We start from the raw sequence: 13,609 nt of genomic DNA on the forward strand, positions 1-13,609 counted from the left end.
TGCGGCTGGAGCCGATTGCGCGGCGGCGGCCACCACACCCGTGCCCGCGTCCGTCGAGATCATCCGCCCCGGCATGCTCACCACGGTGCAGGATTGGCCGGGGCGAACCGGATACTGGCACGTCGGCGTCCCGCCGTCGGGGCCGATGGACGATCTGTCGTTCCGGCTCGGCAACCGGGTGCTCGGCAATGCCGAGGGCACGGCCGGACTGGAGTGCACCCTCGGCGGTCCGGCACTGCGGTTTTCGGCGGCCACCTGGGTATGCGTCACCGGCGCACCGGCCGAGGTGACGCTGAACGGTGTTCCGGTGGAGCAATGGCGAACCATGCAGATTCCGGCCGGGGGCGTACTCGATGTCGGTGCCGTCCGTGGACCCGGCATGCGCTGCTACGTGCTACTCACGGGCGGTATTCAACTGCCCGAATATCTGGGCAGCACAGCAACGTTCACTCTCGGACGGTTCGGCGGCAGCGCGGGTAACGCGCTGCGAGCCGGCGAAGTATTGACACTCGGACCATCGCACGATCCGCTGGCGACCGCCGTCCCCATGGACGACCAGCCGGTGCTCGCCCGGCGCTGGGAGCTGGCGGTGACCGAAGGCCCGCACGGCGCACCGGAATTCTTCACCCGCGCCGACTTCGACACCATCCTCGGCACCGACTACACGGTGCACTTCAACTCCGACCGCACCGGCGTCCGGCTGATCGGACCGAAGCCCGACTGGGCCCGCAGCGACGGCGGCGAAGCGGGCCTGCATCCGTCGAACATCCACGACACCCCGTATTCGGTCGGCGCACTGGACTTCACCGGCGACACACCGATCCTGCTCGGCCCCGACGGCCCAAGCCTCGGCGGTTTCGTCTGTCCGGTCACCGTGGTGGCCGCCGATCGCTGGAAGCTCGGGCAGCTGGCCCCCGGCGACGCGGTGCGTTTCGTGCCGATCCGCAGTGATCGCGCCGCTTCGGTGCGCGACCTCGGCGCCGGGCGCCGCGCCTGCTGGCCGACCGTGCTGTCCGCGGGCGGTGACGGCGACGACGGAATACTGCGCCGCACCGAGGTCGACGACGAGACCGGCGTGACCTATCGCCGCGCGGGCGACGACGCCGTACTCGTCGAATACGGCACCATGACACTGGATCTCGGCCTGCGCGCCCGGGTGCACGCCCTGCATCAGCACCTGCTCGCCGCGCGGGTACGCGGCGTGACCGAGCTGACCCCCGGCATCCGCTCGTTGCAGATCCGGGTGGACCCGCACCTCCTGCCGGTGCCGACGCTGCTCGACCTGCTGGCCGAAGCCGAACGACACCTGCCCGCCGCGGACCAACTCGTGGTGCCGAGCCGCACCGTGCATCTGCCGCTGTCCTGGGACGACCCGGCCACCCGCGAGGCCATCACCCGCTACATGCACGGTGTGCGCGCCGATGCCCCGTGGTGCCCGTGGAACATCGAGTTCATCCGCCGCATGAACGGATTGGCCGCGGTGGCCGACGTTTACGACACCGTCTTCGGCGCCGAGTACCTCGTCCTTGGCCTTGGCGACGTGTACCTGGGCGCACCCGTCGCCACGCCGATCGACCCGCGCCACCGCCTGGTCACCACCAAATACAACCCCGCGCGCACCTGGACGCCGCAGAACGCGGTCGGCATCGGCGGCGCTTACCTGTGCATCTACGGCATGGAAGGCCCCGGCGGCTACCAGTTCGTGGGTCGGACCACCCAGGTGTGGAACCATCATGCGGGCCCGCTCGCGGGCCACCCCGGCGCGGACCGGCATCCGACCGGCGCGGAAACACCGTGGCTGCTGCGCTATTTCGACCGGATCCGCTGGTACCCGGTCGAGGCCGACGAATTGCTCGACCTACGTGCCGATTTCGCCGCGGGCAAGGCCCGGGTACCCGCCGAGGACGGTGAATTCCGCCTCGCCGACTACCGCGAGTTCCTCGCGGCCAACCACGAGTCCATCAGCGACTTCCGCGCCGTGCAGGCGACGGCCTTCGCCGCCGAACGCGACTCGTGGCGGCAGGCCGGGGAGCTCACCGCGGGGTAACGACGTTCACCAGCCGAACAGCTCGGCCATGTCGATCGAGTCGTCGTCCCACGCGCGTTCGATCGCGTCGCGCTCGGCTACCGGGAGTTCGGGCGACCACCCGCAGCGGCGCCAGAAGTCTTCCCGGTGTTCCTGGGTGAATGGTCTGGGTTTGTCCATGGGCTGCACCTCGCCGACGGTCCTGACCCAATTGTGGGCCTGCTCCGGCGGCGACATGCCGGAACAGGCCCACCTCCTTCGGGTTTCAGCGCAGCTCGCGGAAGAACTCCCGCACATCCGTGGTGAGCAGCTCGGGCTCCTCCATGGCCGCGAAGTGGCCGCCGCGGTCGACATCGTGCCAGCGCGTGATGGTGTTCTCGGTCTCCGCGTACCGGCGGATACCGACGTCGTGCGCGAAAACCAGTGCGGCCGTAGGTACGCCCGAGTTCGCCTTCGTCGCGCCCCAGGGCGCTTCCTGCGCGTAGCCGACGTACGCCGACGAACCGGCCGTACCGTTGAGCCAGTACAGCATCACATTGGTCAGCAACCGATCCCGATCAATGATCTTGTCCGGCTCGACATTTCGCGGATGTGTCCACTCGCGGAACTTGTCCATGATCCAGGCGAGTTGTGCGACCGGCGAATCCACCAGCCCGTACGCCAGCGTCTGCGGGCGGGTGGACTGAATGGCGATGTAGCCGTACTCCTCCTGCATGAAGGCCTCGATCCGGCGGATCCGATCCTGTTCCAGCTCGGTCAGGCTCGCCAGTTCCGCCTCCGACAGCGGCAGCGACGGGAACGGGCCGGGACCGCCGTTGACGTGCACGCCCGCCACCTGGTCCGGTGCGGTCCGGCCGACCTCGGGACTCACGTCGGCACCGATGTCACCGCCCTGCACGCCGTACCGCTCGTAGCCGAGCCTGCGCATGAGCTCGGCCCACGCCTGCGCGATCTTCTCGACGGTCCAGCCCGCCTCGGTGACCGGCCCCGAGAAGCCGAAGCCCGGCAGTGACGGAATCACCAGGTGGAACGCGTCTTTCGGGTCGCCGCCGTGCGCCCGCGGATCCGACAGCGGCCCGATCACGTCGAGGAACTCGACCACCGAACCCGGCCAGCCGTGCGTCATCAGCAGCGGCAGCGCGTCCGCCTCGGGCGAGCGGACGTGCAGGAAATGGATGCGCTGCCCGTCGATCTCGGTGGTGAACTGAGCGTAGGAGTTCAGCTGCGACTCCGCTGCCCGCCAGTCGTATTCGGTGCGCCAGTAGTCGACCAGCTCACGCAGCCATGTGGTCGGCACGCCGGTGTCCCAGCCGTCACCGGGCAGCGGTGCGGGCCAGCGCGCGCCGTCGAGCCGAGTGCGCAGGTCATCGAGCTGCTGCTGCGGGATGTCGATGCGGAATTCGTGGATCTCGTTGCTCATGAGTAAAACGATATGACCCACCTAGGACAGCTTCCGCCCTAGCTTTCCGGCAGACTGAAAATCATGTTGGAAACCTCCGCACGACTGCTCCGGCTGCTGTCGCTCTTGCAGACGCCCCGTGACTGGACCGGCACCGACCTGGCCGAACGCCTCGAGGTCGACGTACGCACGGTGCGCCGCGACATCGATAAGCTGCGCAATCTCGGCTACCCGGTGGACGCCACCCCCGGTGTCGCGGGCTACCGGCTCGGCGCGGGGGCCAAGCTACCGCCACTGCTGCTGGACGACGACGAGGCGGTGGCGGGCGCCATCGGCCTGCGCACCGCCGCGGGCGGCACCATCACCGGCATCGAGGACAGCTCGTTGCGTGCGCTCACCAAGCTCGAACAGGTGCTGCCGTCCCGGCTGCGGCACCGCGTCAGCCTGCTGCAATCGGTGACCGTCACGGGGTCGGCCGGTGGTCCGACGGTCGACCCGGACACGCTCACCGCGATAGCGGGCGCCATCCGCGACAGTCATCGCCTGCGCTTCGACTACCGAAGCCATGACGGCACCACCTCATTGCGCACCACCGAACCACATCGCCTGGCGCACACCGGCCGCCGCTGGTACCTCATCGGCTGGGACGTCGACCGGGCCGACTGGCGCACCTACCGCGCGGACCGGCTACATCCCCGCATCCCGACCGGGCCGCGCTTCACCCCGCGCGCGGCACCCGACGTCGACCTGTCCGGGTACGTCTCCCGAGGCGTGTCGAGTGCGCCGTACCGCTACACCGCAAGCATCACTCTCGGCGTGCCCGCCGAGGTCGCCGCCGACCGAATCGCGCCCACCGTCGGCGTGATCGAGGCGGCGGACGCCGAAACCTGCTTGCTCCGAACAGGATCCAATTCGCTCGATGAGCTGGCCATCTACGTGGCCACGTTCGGGTTTCCGTTCCGCGTGCACGAGCCTCCGGAGCTGGTCACGCATATCCGCGAGCTCAGCGCCCGGCTCGCCGAATCGGTCGGCTAGCTCAGACGACGATCACCGTTTTGCCTTGGGCGTGCCCGGTGAGCACGTGCTGCACAGCCTCGGCCGACTCCGCCAGGGAAAAACTCTGCTCGATCAGCGGTCGGAGGGTGCCGTCGGCAGCCGACGCCGCCAAGAACTCGAGATCCGCGCGGCGCGGACGCATGAGCAGCAGTGCGATCCGCTGGCTCGTGAACAGGTTGGCCAGCAGCACCTTTGCCATCCACAGCACCGGCCCCGCCCAGTTCCCGCCAGGTGCGCCCGCCGAGGAGACGAAGACACCCGTCGGGGCCAGTACTCGGCGGCAGTCCCGCAGTGATCGGTTGCCGACCAGGTCGAGCAGCACGTCATACCGCTGCTCGCCGACGGTGAAATCCTCGACGGTGTAATCGATTACGTGGTCGGCGCCCAGTGCGCGCAGCACCTCGACGTGCCGGGTGCTGCACACGGCGGTGACTTCGGCGCCGAACGCCTTGGCGAGCTGGATCGCGAAGCTGCCGACCCCGCCCGAGGCCCCGTTGACGAGCACCGTCTGCCCGGCTCGCAGCCGACCGGCGTCGCGCAACCCTTGCAGCGCCGTCATGCCCGAATCGGGCAGCGCCGCAGCGGCTTCGATCGCGAGCCCGTCGGGCACGTGGGCGAGCCGCTCGTGCGGGACGCACACGTACTCCGCGAAGGCGCCCGAATCCGCCGCACCGAATACCGTGTCACCGGGCCGGAATCCGGTCACCTCGCCGCCGACCGCGACCACCTCGCCGGCGAGGTCATGTCCGATGATCGGATCCTTGGGCCGCCGCAGGCCGAAGCCGAGCCGCAGCAGATAGGGCGTGCCGGTGAGCAGATGGATATCACCCTGGCTCACCGACGCGGCCCGCACCCGGACCAGCACCTCGTCCGCGCGTGGATTCGGCCGATCGACCAGCTCGGTCCGGAGCACCGCACCGGTACCGTAGCGCGGCGCGACGATCGCCGTCATCGTGCGGACATCGACTGTGGATTGCGGGCTCTGCGCCTCGGACATGGGATTTCCTCGCGTGAAACGGTTACTTACAGCGTAAGTCCCTCGCCACGGACGGTACGCTTACACCGTAAGTCCGTCAAGAGAGGTGTCCATGCCCAAGACCGCCGCCCCCGGCACCTCGCGCGCGCCGCTCAGCCGGGAGAAGGTGCTGCACACCGCCGTTCGACTCGCCGACGAGCATGGCCTCGCGGCATTGTCCATGCGCAAACTGGCACAGACGCTCGGCGTCGAGGCGATGTCGCTGTACAACCACGTGACAAACAAGGACGACCTACTCGACGGCATCGCCGATCTGGTGGTCGCCGAGATGGGCATCCCGGAGGTCGGCGGCGACTGGAAAGCGGCCATGCGCGCGCGGGCCATGTCCGCGCACGAGGTGCTGCTGCGGCATCCGTGGGCGACCGGCTTGATCGGCTCGCGGCTCAATGTCGGCCCCGCCATGCTGCGCTACGTGGACGCCACCGTCGGCTGCCTCCACTCGGCCGGCTTCTCCTACCAGCAGGCCGACCGGGCGTGGAACGCGATGGACAGCCACATCTACGGATTCACCTTGCAGGAGGTGAACTTTCCGTTGCAACCGGACGAGTACGCCTCCGCCGCAGCGCAGTTCCTGCCACGGATACCCGCTGATCAGTTTCCGTACATGAACGCGCTGTCACAGTTGGTGATCGACGGGAAGCACTCGGGCACAGCCGATTTCACCTTCGGCCTGAACCTGATCCTGGACGGACTCGAACGACTGCTAGGCGAATCCGCCGACTGAGCATCACTGCCCCTCGGCCCCCAGCGTCGCCTCCGGATTGGTGGTGTCGCGAACAATGCGCAGCGCACCGATCAGCCCGTCGAGCTGCGCGGGCGTCAACAGTCCGGTGAACCAGCGCTCGACCGCGGCCACATAGTCCGGCAGCACCTGCGCGAGCCGCTGCGCGCCGGATTCGGTCAGCACCGCGTACGCACTGCGCCGGTCGCCGGGGTCGAGCGCGCGCTCGACCAGCCCGTACCGGGCCAGCCGATCGACCAGGCGGGTGACACCGCTGGTGGAGAGCGCCGTCTGGGCGGCCAGATCCGTCATGCGCAGCCGCCGATCGGGCGAACGACTCAGGCGCATCAGCGCATTCATATCCAGCCCGGACAGGCCGTGCGCCTTCCACACCGGCGTCAGCTTGGCGACCAACCCTTCGTGCGCCTCGAACAGCAGGCCCATGGTGGTCAGCCGCGGGTCGTCGAACAGGTCCGCATCCATGCCACCAACCTACCTCGCACTGATTGCTTCGCGGATAGTTGACACGAGGAATACTCTGTATTAGAAATATGCATACGCATTATTCCTCACAACAACTACTGGAGCATTCGATGTCTGACACCACCGCCTGGGTCGCCGGTTTTCGTTCCGCGGTTATCAGCCCTTACGAGCAGGTCAAGCTCAGCGAATCACGGACTTTCGCCGACCAGACCGTGCGTCAGGCGCTGCACCTGGCCGGCGGCGGCGAGCAACTGCGCGTCCGGCTGACCAACCTGTACGGGCGGGAACCGCTGGTGATCGGCGCCGCGCACGTCGCGCTGCGCAAGACCGGCAACGAGATCATCGCCGAGACCGACACGGTCCTGCGGTTCGACGGCGCGGACCAGGTCACCATCCCGGCGGGCGGCGCGGTGATCAGCGATCCGGTCGAGCTGGCCGTCGCCGCGGGCACCGATCTCACGCTGAGCCTGTACCTGCCCGAGCAGACCGGACTCGCGACCCGCTCGCACGAACCCAGCGAAATCGCCTACGTCGCTGCCGGAAACGTTGCCTCGCAGGTGGATCTCGGTGCGGCCGAGGAAGTTCCCGCGCGCTTCTATGTCACCGGCGTCGACGTGCTCGCTCCTGCGCACACACCCATCGCCGTCGCGCTCGGCGATTCGTGGTTCGAAGGCGTCGGCTCGACCATGAGCGCGAACCGCCGCTCGGTGGACGCCCTCAACGACCGACTCGACCGCGGCTGGGTCGTCAACCAGGGCATCGGCGGAAATCGACTACTGACCAACGAGATCGGCGTGCCCGGCCTGGACAGGTTCAGCCGGGACGTCCTCGACGTCCCCGGCGTCACCAGCCTGCTGATCAACTTCGGCATCAACGACCTCATCCTGGGCGGCATGTCGGGCGAACCACCCGCCACCACCGAAGAACTGATCGCCGGTTTCACCGAGCTGGCCCGCCGCGCCCACGACGCGGGCCTGACCATCCACGCCGCCACCATCGGCCCCTACGCGGGCTGCGTCTACCCGGGGATGCCGATCGAGCAGACCCTGCCGACCCGGCGCGAGGTCAACGAATGGCTGCGCGGCACAGATGTTTTCGACGCCGTCTTCGACGTGGCTCGCGCAGTGGAAGACCCGGAACGCCCGGACTTCATCCGCCCCGCATACGACAGCGGCGACGGCATGCACCTCAACGACGCGGGCTACCTCGCCATGGCCGAGACCGTCGACGTTGCGGCGTTGTTCCGCTGAACCACCGAGGCGGGTCGTCGCGCAGCGCGGCGACTCGCCTTCAGCGATCCAGATCCGTTGCGGCCCTTACTGTCTGTTCGATCGCACCGTCTACTGCGGATTGGAACGCGCGGCCTTCACGCAGCGCGGCGCGACCGCCTGCGAACATCGCGCCGCACAACCCACCCACCAGCGTCGCCGCCCGTACCGGGTCCAGCTGTCCGGGGAATGCCGCACACAATGCCCGAGCCAGCCGGTCCTCCACCTCGAAAAGTCGCTGCAACGTGGCCCCACGCAGCGCGGGGACGGACATCAGCAGCCGCAGGCGCGCAGCTTCCAGTTCACCGCTCGGATCGCGCGGCCCGCCCACCATCTCGGCGAGTATCGCCCGCATGGCGTCGGCCAGCACCGCGCCGACGCTCGCGTCGGCGTCCCGCTGCTCGATCGTCGCGAGCCCCACGCCGAGCAGGGTGCCGCCCTCGGCGAAGAGCACCGCCTCCTTGGTCGGGAAGTGGTTGAAGAACGTGGCGGGCGAAACATCCGCGGCCGCAGCGATTTCGGTGACTGTCGTCTCGTCGTAACCCTTGGTCTCGAACAGGCGGTACGCCGCTTCGGCAATGGCCACTCTGGTGCGCTGCTTCTTGCGCTCGCGCAACCCCGGTTCACCCATGGCAGCAGCTTACTATATCGACCTCAATCTTACAGTTGCTCTATTTTTAGAGTAGCTCTAACATTGTGGCATGTGCGGAATCACCGGATGGGTCTCCTTTCAGCGAGACTTCTCGACAGCAACCACCGAAACCCTCGACGCGATGACGGCCACCATGGCGTGTCGCGGACCCGACGACAGCGGCGTCTGGATCGCGCCGCACGCAGCCCTCGGCCACCGCAGACTGGCCGTCATCGACTTGGCGGGCGGCACTCAGCCGATGACCATCGACACGCCGGAAGGCGTTGTCGCCATGGTCTATTCGGGCGAGACCTACAACTTCCGCGAACTGCGGTCCGAACTGCACGCCCGCGGGCACCGGTGCACCACCGAGTCCGACACCGAGGTCGTGCTCCGGGCGTATCTGGAATGGGGCGCGGCCTTCGCCGAGCGGCTGAACGGCATGTACGCGTTCGCCATCTGGGATACGCGCACCGAGCAGCTGGTCATGGTGCGGGATCGGCTGGGCATCAAGCCCTTCTATTACTACCCCACCGACGACGGTCTACTCTTCGGCTCAGAGCCCAAGGCCATCCTGGCAAATCCTGTGGCCGACAAGACGATCGGGCTGGACGGCCTGCGCGAGTTGTTCACCACGATTGCCCGGCCGGAGCAGGCGTTCTGGGAGGGAATGCGGCAGGTGCCGCCGGGCACGGTGCTGACCGTCGGCCGCGACGGTATCCGCGCCACCACCTACTGGTCGCTGCGCACCATGGAACACCGCGACGATCGCGCGACTACGGTGCGTACCGTCCGGGAGTTACTGGAGGATACCGTTGCCCGGCAACTGATTTCGGACGTCCCGCGATGCGTCCTGCTGTCCGGCGGACTGGACTCGTCCGCGCTCACCGCCCTCGCCGCGCGACACCTGCGCGACTCCGGCGAGCGACTGCGCAGTTTCAGTGTCGAATTCCAAAACCAGCAGCGGGATTTCGTGCCCGACGAGTGGCGGATCACCCTGGACGCGCCCTTCGCCCGCGCCGTCGCCGATCATGTCGGCTCCGAACATCGCGACATCGTGCTCGACGGCGCCGCCCTGTCCGATCCGGCGGTCCGGGCCGCCGTGGTCACCGCCCGCGACGTACCCACGGGCTTCGGCGACAGCGAGACATCGCTCTACCTGTTGTTCAAGGCGATCCGCGAACACTCGACCGTCGCGCTGTCCGGCGAATCCTCCGATGAGCTCTTCGGCGGTTACCGCTGGTTCGCCGAGGCCGCGGCGCACGGCATGTCGACGTTCCCGTGGCTGTCGGTGCTACCGCAGGCATTCGTGCAGCGCACCAGACTGCTCGATCCCGACCTGACCGCCGCCCTCGACCTCGACACCTATCTCGCGGACAGCTTCGCGGACGCTGCCGCCGAGGTCGCCGGGCTGGACGGCGAGAGCGAACTGGAGTTCCGGATGCGGCAGGCCTCATACCTGCACCTCACCCGTTTCCTGCGCGCCATGCTCGACCGCAAGGACCGGATGAGCATGGCGGTCGGCCTCGAAGTCCGCGTGCCCTACTGCGACCACCGCCTGGTCGAGTACGTCTACAACGCGCGGTGGTCGCTGAAATCCTTCGACGGACGGGAGAAGAGCCTGCTGCGTGCGGCCAGCGCCGACCTCCTGCCACGCTCGGTCGTCGAGCGCGTCAAGAGCCACTATCCGATCACCAAGGATGTGGCGTACACCGAGTCGGTGCGCGCGCAGGCGAGCGATCTCCTTGCCACCCAGCAACATCCGGTCTTCCAGCTGTACGACTACGACGCCGTCACCAAGGCTGTCGACCGCCCCGCCGACCAGTTGATCGAGCCCGACCGCTTCGATCTCGAACAGCTGCTCGACTTCGCGATCTGGCTGGACCATTACGCGCCGTCGTTCACTTAGCCGGGTCGCCCGGCAGCCAACCCACGCAACACAATGGCGAGGCCGCCGCGAAACTCTTCGTCCACCGACATCTTTCGGGCCTGCGCCGCGGTCGCGGTCAGTGTCGGATACTGCTCGGGCGACAGTTGCGCGATGGCCGTGGTCGCGGGGGCATTGATCGACGCGTAGTGCTCGTTCTCCAAGGACCCGAGCAGGAACGCGACCAGCGTGCGCTGCGCGATCACTCGATCGGCCCCCTCGAACCCACCCTCGGTGAGCACCGCCAGCATGGCCTCCATCCAGCGCAGGGTGGCGGTCGAGTTCTTCCGGTGCCGAGGCACCAGCGGCACCGTCGCGGGGTGTGCGGAGATGGCCGCCCGCATCCGCTCGAGCAAGGTGGTCAGGCGGTCGCGCCAGTGTGAATCGTCCGGGGTCGAGACGTCGATCCCGGCGAGCACCTCGTCCACAACCAGGATTTCCAGTTCCTCCCGGTCGGATACGTAGCGGTACAACGCCATGGTGGCCATCCGCAGTTCTTTCGCCACGGCTCGCATGGTGAGCGCGGACAGCCCGTCGCGGTCGATGACCGCGAGCGCGGCGACGCCGAGATCGGACTTCGTCAGCGAACGAGGACGTGGCATGGGTTGACAGCGTACAAGCTACGCGCATACTGGACGTAGGCGTACAAGGTACGCCTACGAAAGGAAACGCTCATGTCTTTACCGACCTCTGTCTCCCCTCGGGTATTGACCACGATCTCCGACACTCCTGTGCCCGTGCCTGATCCAGATCGCCTGATACACCTGCAATTCCGCCGATTCGCCGGTTGCCCCGTCTGCAATCTGCACCTGCGCTCGATCGTCGCGCGCCGCACCGAGATCGCGGCCGCCAACATCCACGAGGTGGTCGTATTCCACTCCAGCGCAGCCGAATTACGTAAATACACCGAGGACATCCCGCTCGATCTGATCGCCGATCCCACCCGCGAGCTGTACCGCGAGTTCGGCGTCGAATCGTCACCGCGCGCACTGCTCGACCCGCGCGGCTGGCCCACGATCCTGCGGGGCGTCGCGCACGCCGCCCTTTCCACGCTCCGCAAAAAGCAACCCGCTCCCCCGACGAAGCCCGAGGGTGGCAGCCTCGGCCTCCCCGCCGACTTCCTCATCGCGCCGGACGGTCGCGTCCTCGCGGCCAAACACGGCGTGCACGTCGACGATCAATGGTCGGTCGACGAACTGCTCGCGCTAGCACCCGTTTCGGAGCGCCGCTGTTGACCATCGTGCAAAAGCCCGCTCTGGCAAGGGCATCCGCGCTGACCTTCGGCGGCTTGCTGGCCGGCGCGTTCGGCTACGGCGCCGTGAACGTGCTCTACGCCTTCCGCAAGGTCCCGCTCGACGTCCGCTTCACCTTCCACACCGCTCTGATGTCGGTGAACGGCCTGGTCATGCAGTCACTCATGGGCCTCACCATCCTCAGCTGCCTGGTGCTGGCATTCCGGACCACCGGCCGCGACCGCTGGTTCGCCGGAACCGCTGCGGCACTGGCTGTTTCCTCGTTCGTGATCACCCGGCTCGGCAACATACCGATCAACCAGCACATCAAGGTGTGGGCGGTGAACGGCCCGCCTGCCGACTACGCCGAGACCCTCGCCCGCTGGGAGGCCTTCCATTTCGCCCGCACCACCTGCGCGCTACTGGCCTTCCTCCTGATCGTCACCCGCACCCTCGCCCCAGCGAAAAGAGCACTGCCATGATGACCGTCGAACTGTTCGTCGCCGACGAACAGCTGAGCACCGAACGGAAACACCAACTCGCCGAACGGATCCTGCGAGACCTGACCACCGAGCCAGCGGCGCCGGACTCGGTGATGGCAAAGGCCCGTGAACTCACCCATGTACTCGTGCGCACACCCGAGAACTGGGCCACCGGCGGCCCGAGCATCGCCGGAGCACCGCGCTACTTGGTACGCCTCACGGTCCCCAGCGCATGGAGCAACACCAGCGAATTCGGCGACCACATCATCCCCCTGATCACCCGCGCCATCGCCGACACCGAGCCCGACCCCACCCGCCTCACCCGAGACCCGCACTGCCTGGTCCAGATCATCGGCCTGCGCGAACACAACATCGGCCCCCTAGGCCGAAAAACCACCATCTCCGACATCACCAAACTGATGACCGACGACTACCGAGCAACCGCCACCCCCGCCGAGGCCCCCGAAGGCCACGCCATCGACCCCGTCTGCGGCATGCCGGTCGAACTCGCCACCGCCCACATCACCCTGACCCACAACGGCACCGACTACGCCTTCTGTGCCCCGGTGTGCCGCAAGGTATTCGCCGACGAACACTTGATCAGCGTCGAGCACTGACCCGAGCAAGCCTGCCGATCAGGGCAGCAGTGTTGCGGGATCAATCGTGAATTCGAAAGGACTGCGCAGGGTGACGGTGTCGCCGGCCGCCACCCTGTGCGTCAGCTCGTAGGTCTTGTCGTCACCGAGTTCGTGAGCGAAGAGAACCGGCAGGCACTCGCCGGACAACTGGCCCCTGAACGGGTTGATCTCGAATCGCCAGTAGTTCGGAATTCCTGCCTCGCCGTAGAGAACCGGCTTCGCCATCCGGTCCTGCAAGGTTGTCGATTTGGAGACCACCTCGACCGCCAGCTTCACCTGCTCCACTGGGATCCCACGGTCATCCAGATCGAAGGGGACGGTCACCACCATGAGATCCGGGATCGGCTCGTCGTCACCGATCAGCACTCCGAGGCCCTCTACAACGATGTGACCGGACGGAACGACTGCGTCGAGGGCACGTTCCAAACCCTTGATCAGCAGTTGATGCCGCGGCTTGGGTGCGGCGTTCACGACGAGCTGGCCATTCAACACCTCGTAACGCAGTCCGTCTTCGGGAATGTTGTCGAGGTCGGCAGCCGTCCAATGATCAGCGTGGGGCATCGGCATCGCCATACGGCACCTCCAACCTTGTCGAACGGGGGCAACTGAAGTCCTGCTTGATTCCGCCCGAGTCTAGCTGAACGTGCTGGCCAATCCGCCTGTGAAGAGCATGTTTGTGCTCTTCACAGGCGGATTGCCGCATATTGTCC

15 protein-coding genes are annotated in these 13,609 nt (G+C 67.3%); 8 read left to right on the forward strand and 7 right to left on the reverse strand.

Annotation, left to right across the window (positions count from 1 at the left end; genetic code table 11):
• Positions 1-40: 40 nt before the first annotated feature.
• Positions 41-2,047 (forward strand): 5-oxoprolinase/urea amidolyase family protein, encoded by a 2,007-nt coding sequence (locus DBO33_RS38415; RefSeq protein ID WP_199857062.1) that lies wholly within the window; start codon positions 41-43, stop codon positions 2,045-2,047.
• Positions 2,048-2,053: 6 nt separating this feature from the next.
• On the opposite strand, the gene DBO33_RS43730 is transcribed toward DBO33_RS38415, so the two are convergent.
• Both DBO33_RS43730 and DBO33_RS38425 read right to left on the reverse strand, forming a co-directional pair.
• Positions 2,054-2,206, reverse strand: coding sequence for a hypothetical protein (locus DBO33_RS43730; protein WP_199856885.1), 153 nt, complete (start codon positions 2,204-2,206; stop codon positions 2,054-2,056).
• An 85-nt stretch (positions 2,207-2,291) separates the two neighbouring features.
• Positions 2,292-3,446 (reverse strand): epoxide hydrolase family protein, encoded by a 1,155-nt coding sequence (locus DBO33_RS38425; protein WP_107659399.1) that lies wholly within the window; start codon positions 3,444-3,446, stop codon positions 2,292-2,294.
• 63 nt (positions 3,447-3,509) lie between these two features.
• Between DBO33_RS38425 and DBO33_RS38430 the strand changes: the two genes are divergently transcribed.
• A complete protein-coding gene (locus DBO33_RS38430; RefSeq protein ID WP_107659400.1) occupies positions 3,510-4,460 on the forward strand; it encodes a helix-turn-helix transcriptional regulator in 951 nt (316 codons plus the stop codon).
• A gap of 1 nt (position 4,461) precedes the next feature.
• Here DBO33_RS38430 and DBO33_RS38435 read toward each other — a convergent pair whose 3' ends face one another.
• Positions 4,462-5,478 carry an NAD(P)-dependent alcohol dehydrogenase gene (locus DBO33_RS38435; protein ID WP_107659401.1) on the reverse strand — a complete coding sequence of 339 codons (1,017 nt, stop codon included), beginning with the start codon at positions 5,476-5,478 and terminating at the stop codon, positions 4,462-4,464.
• Between the two features lie 91 nt (positions 5,479-5,569).
• Between DBO33_RS38435 and DBO33_RS38440 the strand changes: the two genes are divergently transcribed.
• A complete protein-coding gene (locus DBO33_RS38440; protein WP_107659402.1) occupies positions 5,570-6,241 on the forward strand; it encodes a TetR/AcrR family transcriptional regulator C-terminal domain-containing protein in 672 nt (223 codons plus the stop codon).
• Positions 6,242-6,244: 3 nt separating this feature from the next.
• Here the strand turns inward: DBO33_RS38440 and DBO33_RS38445 are convergent, their stop codons facing one another.
• The gene (locus tag DBO33_RS38445; RefSeq protein WP_107659403.1) at positions 6,245-6,721 is read right to left on the reverse strand and encodes a MarR family winged helix-turn-helix transcriptional regulator; all 477 of its coding nucleotides are present in this window, start codon (positions 6,719-6,721) and stop codon (positions 6,245-6,247) included.
• A gap of 110 nt (positions 6,722-6,831) precedes the next feature.
• Between DBO33_RS38445 and DBO33_RS38450 the strand changes: the two genes are divergently transcribed.
• Positions 6,832-7,971 (forward strand): GDSL-type esterase/lipase family protein, encoded by a 1,140-nt coding sequence (locus DBO33_RS38450; protein ID WP_107659404.1) that lies wholly within the window; start codon positions 6,832-6,834, stop codon positions 7,969-7,971.
• A 40-nt stretch (positions 7,972-8,011) separates the two neighbouring features.
• Here the strand turns inward: DBO33_RS38450 and DBO33_RS38455 are convergent, their stop codons facing one another.
• A complete protein-coding gene (locus tag DBO33_RS38455; protein ID WP_107659405.1) occupies positions 8,012-8,620 on the reverse strand; it encodes a TetR/AcrR family transcriptional regulator in 609 nt (202 codons plus the stop codon).
• 70 nt (positions 8,621-8,690) lie between these two features.
• Here DBO33_RS38455 and asnB point away from each other — a divergent pair, with 70 nt between their 5' ends.
• On the forward strand, positions 8,691-10,529 hold the full coding sequence (gene asnB, locus DBO33_RS38460; protein WP_107659406.1) for an asparagine synthase (glutamine-hydrolyzing): 1,839 nt from the start codon (positions 8,691-8,693) through the stop codon (positions 10,527-10,529).
• On the opposite strand, the gene DBO33_RS38465 is transcribed toward asnB, so the two are convergent.
• Entirely contained in the window at positions 10,526-11,149 is a 624-nt protein-coding gene (locus DBO33_RS38465) for a TetR/AcrR family transcriptional regulator (RefSeq protein ID WP_107659407.1), read from the reverse strand. The genes asnB and DBO33_RS38465 overlap by 4 nt on opposite strands.
• A 72-nt stretch (positions 11,150-11,221) precedes the next feature.
• Here DBO33_RS38465 and DBO33_RS38470 point away from each other — a divergent pair, with 72 nt between their 5' ends.
• Genes DBO33_RS38470 through DBO33_RS38480 form a run of 3 tightly spaced genes read left to right on the forward strand, consistent with a single transcriptional unit; the run spans position 11,222 to position 12,878 of the window.
• The gene (locus tag DBO33_RS38470) at positions 11,222-11,782 is read left to right on the forward strand and encodes a peroxiredoxin-like family protein (RefSeq protein ID WP_107660962.1); all 561 of its coding nucleotides are present in this window, start codon (positions 11,222-11,224) and stop codon (positions 11,780-11,782) included.
• A 5-nt stretch (positions 11,783-11,787) separates the two neighbouring features.
• Positions 11,788-12,261 carry a DUF1772 domain-containing protein gene (locus tag DBO33_RS38475; RefSeq protein WP_234391461.1) on the forward strand — a complete coding sequence of 158 codons (474 nt, stop codon included), beginning with the start codon at positions 11,788-11,790 and terminating at the stop codon, positions 12,259-12,261.
• Positions 12,258-12,878 (forward strand): YHS domain-containing protein, encoded by a 621-nt coding sequence (locus tag DBO33_RS38480; RefSeq protein WP_107659409.1) that lies wholly within the window; start codon positions 12,258-12,260, stop codon positions 12,876-12,878. The genes DBO33_RS38475 and DBO33_RS38480 overlap by 4 nt, the downstream gene beginning before the upstream one ends.
• An 18-nt stretch (positions 12,879-12,896) precedes the next feature.
• On the opposite strand, the gene DBO33_RS38485 is transcribed toward DBO33_RS38480, so the two are convergent.
• A complete protein-coding gene (locus DBO33_RS38485; RefSeq protein WP_234391272.1) occupies positions 12,897-13,460 on the reverse strand; it encodes a Uma2 family endonuclease in 564 nt (187 codons plus the stop codon).
• Between the last annotated feature and the right edge of the window lie 149 nt (positions 13,461-13,609).

This window comes from Nocardia suismassiliense, assembly GCF_900269665.1.
Classification (GTDB): Bacteria; Actinomycetota; Actinomycetes; order Mycobacteriales; family Mycobacteriaceae; genus Nocardia; species Nocardia suismassiliense.